Raw genomic sequence first — 8,613 nt, 5'->3', positions numbered from 1 at the left:
CGGCGACCCGCGGATCGGCGCCCTCTGGCCCTCCGCCCCGTGGGTCTGCGGCGATCGGTGCGGCACCCTCTGGTTCCGGAGCAGCCCTCGGTGTGGTCCGTGGTTCCAGGGTGACCGTGGCTGTGGGTGGGGCTGGCGGGGGTGTCGCGATGGTGTGGAGGGCCGCTGTGAGTTCGGGGAGGCCGGGGCGTACGTCCGGGTCCTTCTCCAGGAGGGCGGCGAGCACGTCGTGCAGGTCGCCCGCCGTGGCAGGCAGTTCGGGCTCCTCGTAGAGGACCGCGTGCAGGGTGGCGAGCGTCGTGGTGCGGGAGAAGGGGGAGCGGCCGCCGAGGGCGGCGCAGAGGGTCGCGCCCAGGGACCACAGGTCGGACGGCGGGCCCTGGGGGCGGCCGGAGACCCTCTCGGGCGCCATGTAGTCGGGGGAGCCGACGAGCATGCCGGCCATCGTGAGCGCCTCCGNNCGTCCGCCGGTCCGGCGGACGAGGACATTCGCCGGTTTGATGTCACGGTGCAGAACGCCCTGCGCGTGCACCTGGCCCAGCGCGTCGACGAGTTCGAGACCGATCCGGGCCGTCTCCCGTACGTCGAGGGGGCCGTCCTCGAACAGCAGCCGTTCCAGGGAACGGCCGTCGACCAGTTCCATGACGATCCAGAGCCGCTCGCCCTCGTCGACGACGTCATAGATGCGGACGACGTGGGGGTGGTCGATCCGGGCCGTGGCCCTGGCCTCCCGCAGGGTGCGCTCACGTCGGGTGCGGGTGTCCTCCGGATCGAGGCCGTCGATCCGCATTTCCTTGACCGCCACCTGCCGGTCGAGTATTTCGTCGGCGGCCCGCCACACTCGCCCCATTCCGCCCTGGCCGATGCATTCGACCAACGTGTAACGGCCGGCCACCACAAGCCCCGGCACTCCGCCCCTCGTTATTCCCGGCACCCCCATGCCCCCCTTCGACCGACACGTGCCCACTTCCGCAACAGCCGAACCAAAAAGTCGCGCATTGGTCACACTTCTCGCCGCTCCAGCATAGTGGCGAGAAATCTTGTGGTACCTCTTCAATGGCCGTGAATTCAGGCACGGCCAGGGGGACGCAAGGGGGATGGAACATGAGTTCTCGTCAGGGGAAGACCAGGACGACCGTCGTGGGATCGCTGCTCACCGCGTCGTTCTCATCGGTGATGATCCTCGGCTTCACGGCCTCGGCGGACGACCAGGGGGGATTGAGCGATCACGGTGGAAAGGTCATGGACACGGCGCCGGCAGGGGTGAAGCTGTCGACGCTGCTGTCGAAAGAGATCAAAGTCGACAACAAGTCGCAGGAAACGGAGATCTCCGGGGTCGTAAAGAACGAGGGAAGCAAGGCGAGCGGGAAAATCCGTCTACTCGTGGTCGGTTTCGACGGACTGACAGTGAAGAATGTCGAAGGCTGCACGGAAATCGCCAAGGGCGATCTTCCCGATGGGGCCAACAGTGGTTTCGCGTGCGCGATCGACGATCTGGCGCCCGGAAAGTCGAAGACCTATGCGATCGACGCGACCTTCGACCTGAAGAAGAAGGGCGACATCTGTCTGCCGGTGCAGAACGCGGACGGCTCGAAGACGTTCTGGCAGCAGGGTCCGGTGCCGTTCGGCACGACGAACCAGTCACCCAACGAGCCGGCCACACCGCTCCTCCTCGGCACCGACAACAGCCCGGTCACACCGGGCGGCGGTGACGGTGGCGATGGGAACGGAGGCGGCGGGAACGGAAGCGGTGGGGGCGGCAAGGACGACAAGCCCGACAAGCTGCCGCAGACCGGCCCCGCCGACCGGGTCCTGCCGCTCGGCATGGTGGGCGCCGCGCTGATCTCCGCCGGCGCGGCGGGCCTGTGGTGGAACAACCGGCGCGCCCGCCAGGAGACATGACGTGTGTGGGGGGGCGTCGCACTGAGCAACGCCCCCACACAGCGACTACGGCGTCACTTGTCGAGCAGCTTCCACGCCGTCGGCAGCGCGCCCATCGCCAGCGCGGCCTTGAGCGCGTCGCCGATCAGGAACGGGGTGAGGCCGACCGCGACGGCGGAGGCGAGGGTGATGTCGGCGGTGGCCGCGAGGTAGGGGACACCGACGGCGTAGATGACGGCCTCACCCACGAGCATCGTGCCGGCCATGCGCAGCACGGAGCGGTCGGCGCCCCGGCGGGCGAGGGCGCCCACGGCCGCGGAGGCAAGGATCATGCCGAGGATGTAGCCGAAGGAGACGCCGACACCGGACGTGCCGTTCGCGAACCACGGCACACCGAGGAGACCGGCGAGCGCGTACAGGGCGAGGGACGCGACACCGCGGCCGGCGCCGAGCGCGGTGCCCACCAGCAGCGCGGCGAAGGTCTGGCCGGTCACCGGGACCGGCGAGCCCGGCACGGGCACGGCGATCTGCGCGGCGAGCCCGGTGAGGGCGGCGCCACCGACCACCAGCGCGATGTCCCGTACCCGGGAGGCGGGGAGCAGGTCGGCGAGGACCTGACCGGTGCGGGCGGGGGCGACGGCCGTACTCATGGGGACTCCGCGAGGGTAGAGGGAAAAGAGGGTGTACGTGGCATCGAACACGGTGACGCTATCCCAGCGGTCATGAACAGGACACCGTCAGCCGTCGACAAAGGCGGGAACGACCGCATGGTGGGCTTTCGACAATGACCTCGGGTTACACCGGGCAGGCGTGACACCGGTCACTGAGGTGGAGTGGCTTGTGCCACGTCCGCATGGTCGGAGGGGTCTGTAGGGATTCACCAATCGGATTGTGGGGATGGACAGATGCCGTCTCGCCCGTCGGTCGCCGTCTGGGCAGAGGTGGCCCACTTTGCTAGCTTCGGGCGCATGGTTGCCCAGGCCCGGTACTTCTCGTCGCGTCGCTACGTCGACCTGCGACGCGTGGGCACGGCCACCTGTCGCCGCCCCGGGTGAGGCGGCTCCGGCGCGCCTCGCCTCACGACGGCGCAGTGTCGGACCCGTACCCGAGGATGATCGCGATGCCCCGTACCGCGGCAGCACCCACTCTCTCCCCATCCGTTCCCCGTCGCTCCCCTCTTCCGTCCCGTTCCTCTCCCGTGCCGCGTGCCGCCGACAGCGACCGGCGGCGGACCAGTGCCAGCGTCGTACTGCGGTCCGTGCTGGAGCACGGGCCGGTGGCGCGCAGCACCATCGCGCGGGTGACGGGCCTGTCGCCGGCCTCGGTGACCGACCACTGCGCCGGGCTGGCGCGGTTGGGGCTCATCCGGGACGCCGAACCGCCCCGGCAGTCCAAGGGGTCGGGGCGTCCGCACGTACCGCTCGACCTGGACGACTCGCGGTTCGCGGTGGCCGGGGTGCATGTGGCGGTGCCCCACACCACGGTCGCGCTGCTGGATCTGCGGGGACGGGTCCTGCTGCGGCGGGAGGTGAAGCACGACAACGCCGCCGATCCGGCGGTGGTGCTGGCACGCGCCGGCGACGGGATCGCAGCGCTGTCGGCGGCCCTGCCGGGGCGCCGGCTCCTCGGGGTCGGGTTCGCGGCCGGTGGCTGGGTGGACCGGGAGTCCGGGACGGTGGTGGAGCATCCGCTGCTCGGCTGGCGCGAGGTGCCGGTGCGGGAGGTGCTCGGTGCCCGCACCGGGCTGCCGGTCCATGTCGACGGGCACGCACGGGCGTTGGTCGGCGCGGAGCGGCTGTTCGGGCGGGCCCGGGGCAGGAGGAGCGTGCTGCATCTGTTCGTGGGCAACATGGTGGACGCGGCCTTCGCGACCAACGACGAGGTGCACCACGGACCGCGCTCCCAGTCCGGGGTGATCGCCCATCTGCCGCTGCCGGGTGGGGCGGAGCCCTGCGACTGCGGGCGGACCGGCTGCCTCCAGGCCGAGTTGAGCGAGCGGACGCTGTGCCGGCGGGCACGGGAGGCCGGCGTCATCGGCGGGGTGAACCCGACGCATGTGGTGGACGCGGCGGCGGGCGGCGACCCGGTGGCCGTACGGCTGCTGGTGGAGCGGGCGCGGACGGTGGGGCGGGCCGTGGGGCTGCTGCTCGACGTGCTGAACCCGGAGTCCGTCGTCGTCACCGAGATCGGGGTCATCGCCCGCGAGGACTGCCTCGCCGCACTGCGGGGCGCCGTCGCGCACGACCGGGCGGCGGACATCCGGCCGACGAGCTTCCCGGACGCCGTGCCGGCCATGGCGGGCGGCGCGGTCGCCCTGGACGTGCTCTATCGCGATCCGCTGGCCGCCGCGCTCCGGTGAATTAATTCAGAAACTCCGAATGTTGACACCACCGACGCGAGACCGGGAACATCATGTTCATGCTTCTCACGACCTGTCGCACCCTCTGTTGCTGACACGTTGACGCGCCCCCGGCGCGTTCTTCCTCCTGCGTGGAAGCCCGCTTCTCCGGCCTTCTCCCGCAGTGATTTCTCCTTTTCCGGCGTACGTTCGCCGTGATTTCCATGCGCGATCCCGCCTCGCGTCTGCTCGCGCTTTTCCTGTGAACCCCAGGGGGTCCTCCCATGCCTTCGTCCGCCCCGCCCGGTCTCGACCGGCGTCTCTTCCTCTCCTCCCTCCTCGGCGTCGGCGCCGCCGCCGTCGCGCTGAGCGGCTGCGCCGACAGCAGTGCGGCGACCGGCGGGACGGCCGTGGACGCGCCGCTGGCGACCAAGGTCCCCCGGGGCACCAGCCTGAAGATCGCCTCGTTCCAGAACCAGCAGCAATTGCAGCTGAAACTCGCCGGATTGGGCGAACTCCCTTTCCAGGTGAGCAGCTGGGCGAACATCGGGGCCGGCCCCGATGTCATCAACGCCTTCCGCTCCGGTTCCCTCGATGTCGCCAACAACGCGGGAATCCCGCCGATCCAGGCGCATTACCAGGGTTATGACGCGAAGATCGTCGCGATCAACATCACCCGCAAGCCGAACTATCTGTTCGCCACCAAACCCGGCAGCGACATCACCTCGGTCAAGGAATTCAAGGGCAGGAAGCTGGCCTTCTCGCAGGGGCAGGCACAGGGTGTCGTCCTGTTGCGGGCGCTGAAGCAGGCGGGGATCGCCTACGACGACGTGGAGCTCGTCCCGCTGACCAGCAACCAGTTCCTGACGGCCCTCCAGTCCGGCCAGGTGGACATCGCGCCGCTCGGCAACCAGCAGGCACCCGCCTATCTCCAGCAGTACGGGGCGAAGGGCGCCCGCACCCTCACCACCGACGTGGTGGACCTGCTCAACCTGCTGTGGGCGCCTACATCCGTACTGGCCGACTCGGCGAAGGCCGCGGCGGTGGCCGCGTACATCCCGTACTGGGCGAAGGGCGCGGTCTGGCAGTACGAGCACCCGGACATCTGGAACGAGGAGTTCTACGTCAAGACGCAGAACCTGACCGCCGCCCAGGCGAAGTCGATCAGCGATCTCGCCAACAAGCCGCTGTTCCCGCCCGGTTGGGACGAGGCGATCAAGTGGGAGCAGGAGACGGCGGAGCTGCTCGCCGAGGGCGGCTTCGTGAAGAAGTTCGATGTCGGCACGCTCTTCGACCGCCGCTTCGAAGCCGTCGCGGCGAAGGCCGTGCCCGCGGAGTACCGGAGGTGACGGCCGTGACCACGAGCGTCGACATCACGAGCGCCACGAGTACGGCGAGTACGGCGAGTGCAGAGCATGCGGCGGGTACGACGGAGAGCGCGGCCGGTACGCCCGTGGCCGTCGGGGCGGCGGGCCAGGTCCGCAGGCGGCGACGGCTCTCCCCCGGGCGGCGGCTGCCCGCCTCCCGGCTCGTCGGCCCGCTGCTCCTCCTCGCCCTGTGGGCCGCCGCCTCCGCCACGGAGCGGTTGGACCCCGCGGCGGTGCCCGCCCCGTGGACCGTGCTGGAGACCGGAGTCCGTCTGTGGACGGACGGGACCCTGCCGACCGACATCCTGACGTCGCTGCGCCGGGCCGGGGCCGGGTTCGCGATCGGGCTGACCGCCGGGATCGCGCTCGCCCTGGCCTCGGGGCTCAGCCGGGCCGGTGAGGCGCTGATCGACGGGACGGTGCAGCTGAACCGGGCGATCCCGACGCTCGGCCTGATCCCGCTGTTCATCCTCTGGCTGGGCATCGGCGAGACCTTCAAGATCGCGATCATCGCCATCGTCGTCTACATACCGATCTACCTGAACACGCACGCCGCGCTGGCCGGCATCGACACCCGCTTCGTCGAACTCGCCGAGGTGCAGGGCCTGTCACGGTTCCGGTTCATCCGCGAGATCGTCGTCCCCGGCGCACTGCCCGGCTTCTTCGTCGGACTACGGCTCGGGGTGACCGGCTCCTGGCTGGGTCTGGTCGTACTGGAGCAGATCAACGCCACCAACGGACTCGGCTATCTGATGTTCCAGGCCCAGAACTACGGCCAGAGCGACGTCATCCTCGTCGGGCTGGTCGTCTACGGGATCTTCGGCCTGGTCTCCGACAGCGCGGTCCGGTTCATCGAACGGAAGGTGCTGTCATGGCGACGCACACTGAGCGGCTGACGGCCACCGGGGCGGCGGCGACCACCACGGCCGAGCGGACCGCCGTACGGCTGCGGGGACTGACCCGGTCGTTCGAGGGGCGCGCGGTCCTCGACGGCATCGATCTCGACATCCCCGCCGGGCAGTTCGTGGCCCTCCTCGGGCACAGCGGCTCCGGCAAGAGCACCCTGCTGCGGGCGGTCGCGGGCCTCGACCACGAGGTCGCGGGCAGCGGCGGGCTCACCGCGCCGCAGCGGGTGTCGGTGGTGTTCCAGGACTCCCGGCTGCTGCCCTGGCGGCGGGTGCTGGACAACGTACTGCTGGGCACCGAGGGCGAGGAGAAGGGGCGGGCCGCCCTCGCCGAGGTGGGTCTGAAGGGGCGGGAGCGCGCCTGGCCCAACGAGCTGTCCGGCGGGGAGGCCCAGCGTGCCGCGCTCGCCCGCTCCCTGGTCCGGGAGCCGGAACTGCTGCTGGCCGACGAGCCGTTCGGCGCGCTGGACGCGCTGACCCGGATCAGGATGCACGCGCTGCTGCGGGAGCTGTGGGAGCGCCACCGCCCCTCCGTCCTGCTCGTCACCCACGACGTCGACGAGGCGATCGTGCTCGCCGACCGGGTGCTGGTGCTGGAGCACGGCCGGCTCGGCCTCGACCTGGCCATCGACCGCCCGCATCCGCGGTCGTACCGCGATCCGCTGCTCGGCGAGTACCGGGAGCGGCTGCTGGCCGCGCTCGGGGTGACCGAGGACCCGGAAGGCGCCGTGGAGGCCGGCCTCCCGGCTGGCGCCCCGCTCGGCGCCCCGGTCGGCCCCACGGTCGGCGCCGAGCTCAGCCGTGACCGCAAAGGACCACCAGTGACGTCGAAGGACCACCGATGACCACCAGACAGCTTCACCTGAACGCGTTCCTGATGAACACCGGCCACCACGAGGCGTCGTGGCGGCTGCCCGAGAGCGACCCCTACGCGCATGTCGAGCTGGACCACTACGTCGGGCTCGCGCGGACCGCCGAGCGCGGGACCTTCGACTCGCTGTTCCTCGCCGACGGACCCCAGCTGTGGGGGAACGTCGCCCAGCGTCCCGCCGGGGCGCTGGAACCGCTCACCCTGCTGACGGCCCTGGCAACGGCGACCGAGCACATCGGTCTGATCGCCACCGCCTCGACCTCCTACAACTCCCCCTACAACCTGGCCCGCAAGTTCGCGTCCCTCGACATCATCAGCCAGGGCCGGGCGGGTTGGAACATCGTCACCACCGCCGGCGCCGAGGCGGCCCGCAACTTCGGCCTGGACGCCGAGCCCGCGCACGCCGAGCGGTACGCGCGGGCCGGCGAGTTCCTCGATGTGGCGCTGAAGCTGTGGGACAGCTGGGAGGACGACGCGATCGTCGCCGACAAGGCGTCCGGTGTCTGGGGCGACGACGCGAAGATCCATCCGCCCCGGCACCGGGGGACGTACTTCAGCGTCGAGGGCGCCCTCAACGTGCCGCGCACACCGCAGGGCTACCCGCTGCTCGTGCAGGCCGGGTCCAGCGAGGACGGCAAGGCGTTCGCGGCCCGGTACGCGGAGGCGGTGTTCACCGCCCAGCAGACCGTCGAGGACGCGCGGGCCTTCTACGCCGACCTCAAGGCCCGTACCGTCGCGGCCGGCCGGGACCCCGACCACATCAAGGTGCTGCCCGGCATCGTCCCGGTGCTCGGCTCCACCGAGGCGGAGGCGCTGGCGAACGAGCGGGTCCTGGAGGACCACATCGTGTACACGCACGGGGTGGGCCGCCTGGAGGCGCTGCTCCAGCTGGAGCCCGGCACACTGGAGTTGGATTCACTCCTGCCGGACGACCTGCCGCCGGAGAGCGCCATCGAGGGCGCCAAGAGCCGCTACACACTCGTCGTCGAACTGGCCCGGCGCGAGCGGCTCACCGTACGGCGGCTGATCGGGCGGCTCGGCGGCGGTCGCGGCCATCTGACCTTCGCCGGGACGCCGGAGCAGGTCGCCGGCGAGATCGAGACGTGGTTCACGTGGGGCGCCGCCGACGGCTTCAACATCATGCCCGCGGTCCTGCCGTCCGGCCTGGACGCCTTCGTCGACCACGTCGTCCCGATCCTGCGCGCCCGCGGTCTGCTGCGCGAAGCGTACGGGCCGCGCCGGACCCTGCGG

8 protein-coding genes and 1 pseudogene are annotated in these 8,613 nt (G+C 70.8%); 6 read left to right on the top strand and 3 right to left on the bottom strand.

Features of this window, described 5'->3' with window-relative positions; translation table 11 throughout:
* Positions 1-459 (bottom strand): annotated as a pseudogene (locus AOK15_RS48045) (protein kinase domain-containing protein); the annotation flags it as partial.
* 2 nt (positions 460-461) lie between these two features.
* Positions 462-850: serine/threonine-protein kinase (locus AOK15_RS48040; protein WP_240508789.1), on the bottom strand; the 389-nt coding region annotated here is incomplete at its 3' end.
* A 254-nt stretch (positions 851-1,104) separates the two neighbouring features.
* Here AOK15_RS48040 and AOK15_RS38495 point away from each other — a divergent pair.
* Positions 1,105-1,902 carry a hypothetical protein gene (locus AOK15_RS38495; RefSeq protein WP_055523529.1) on the top strand — a complete coding sequence of 266 codons (798 nt, stop codon included), beginning with the start codon at positions 1,105-1,107 and terminating at the stop codon, positions 1,900-1,902.
* 53 nt (positions 1,903-1,955) lie between these two features.
* Here the strand turns inward: AOK15_RS38495 and AOK15_RS38490 are convergent, their stop codons facing one another.
* Positions 1,956-2,531, bottom strand: a complete 576-nt coding sequence (locus AOK15_RS38490; RefSeq protein ID WP_055523527.1) for a biotin transporter BioY — start codon at positions 2,529-2,531, stop codon at positions 1,956-1,958.
* 470 nt (positions 2,532-3,001) lie between these two features.
* Between AOK15_RS38490 and AOK15_RS38485 the strand changes: the two genes are divergently transcribed.
* The 5 genes from AOK15_RS38485 to AOK15_RS38465 form a co-directional block, all read left to right on the top strand.
* Complete coding sequence (locus AOK15_RS38485; protein WP_055523532.1) at positions 3,002-4,240, top strand: ROK family transcriptional regulator; 1,239 nt, start codon at positions 3,002-3,004, stop codon at positions 4,238-4,240.
* A 263-nt stretch (positions 4,241-4,503) separates the two neighbouring features.
* Positions 4,504-5,568: an ABC transporter substrate-binding protein gene (locus tag AOK15_RS38480; protein ID WP_055523525.1), complete on the top strand. Its 1,065-nt coding sequence runs from the start codon at positions 4,504-4,506 to the stop codon at positions 5,566-5,568.
* A gap of 23 nt (positions 5,569-5,591) precedes the next feature.
* Complete coding sequence (locus AOK15_RS38475; RefSeq protein ID WP_055523531.1) at positions 5,592-6,482, top strand: ABC transporter permease; 891 nt, start codon at positions 5,592-5,594, stop codon at positions 6,480-6,482.
* Positions 6,458-7,336 (top strand): ABC transporter ATP-binding protein, encoded by an 879-nt coding sequence (locus AOK15_RS38470; protein ID WP_240508788.1) that lies wholly within the window; start codon positions 6,458-6,460, stop codon positions 7,334-7,336. The genes AOK15_RS38475 and AOK15_RS38470 overlap by 25 nt, the downstream gene beginning before the upstream one ends.
* Positions 7,333-8,613, top strand: a 1,281-nt coding sequence (locus AOK15_RS38465) for an LLM class flavin-dependent oxidoreductase (protein ID WP_055523523.1), incomplete at its 3' end; no start/stop codon positions are given. The genes AOK15_RS38470 and AOK15_RS38465, both read left to right, overlap by 4 nt.

The sequence above is a fragment of the Streptomyces ossamyceticus genome (genome assembly GCF_001418475.1).
GTDB classification, from domain to species: domain Bacteria; phylum Actinomycetota; class Actinomycetes; order Streptomycetales; family Streptomycetaceae; genus Streptomyces; species Streptomyces ossamyceticus.
The sequence above is the reverse complement of the archived record's forward strand: the minus strand, read 5'-3'. Positions and strand labels throughout refer to the sequence as shown.

Excerpts from the sequence above, each read along its gene's own strand:
- AOK15_RS38495 (WP_055523529.1), top strand. The coding sequence starts at position 1,105 with ATGAGTTCTCGTCAGGGGAAGACCAGGACGACCGTCGTGGGATCGCTG.
- AOK15_RS38490 (WP_055523527.1), bottom strand. The coding sequence starts at position 2,531 with ATGAGTACGGCCGTCGCCCCCGCCCGCACCGGTCAGGTCCTCGCCGAC.
- AOK15_RS38485 (WP_055523532.1), top strand. The coding sequence starts at position 3,002 with ATGCCCCGTACCGCGGCAGCACCCACTCTCTCCCCATCCGTTCCCCGT.
- AOK15_RS38480 (WP_055523525.1), top strand. The coding sequence starts at position 4,504 with ATGCCTTCGTCCGCCCCGCCCGGTCTCGACCGGCGTCTCTTCCTCTCC.
- AOK15_RS38470 (WP_240508788.1), top strand. The coding sequence starts at position 6,458 with ATGGCGACGCACACTGAGCGGCTGACGGCCACCGGGGCGGCGGCGACC.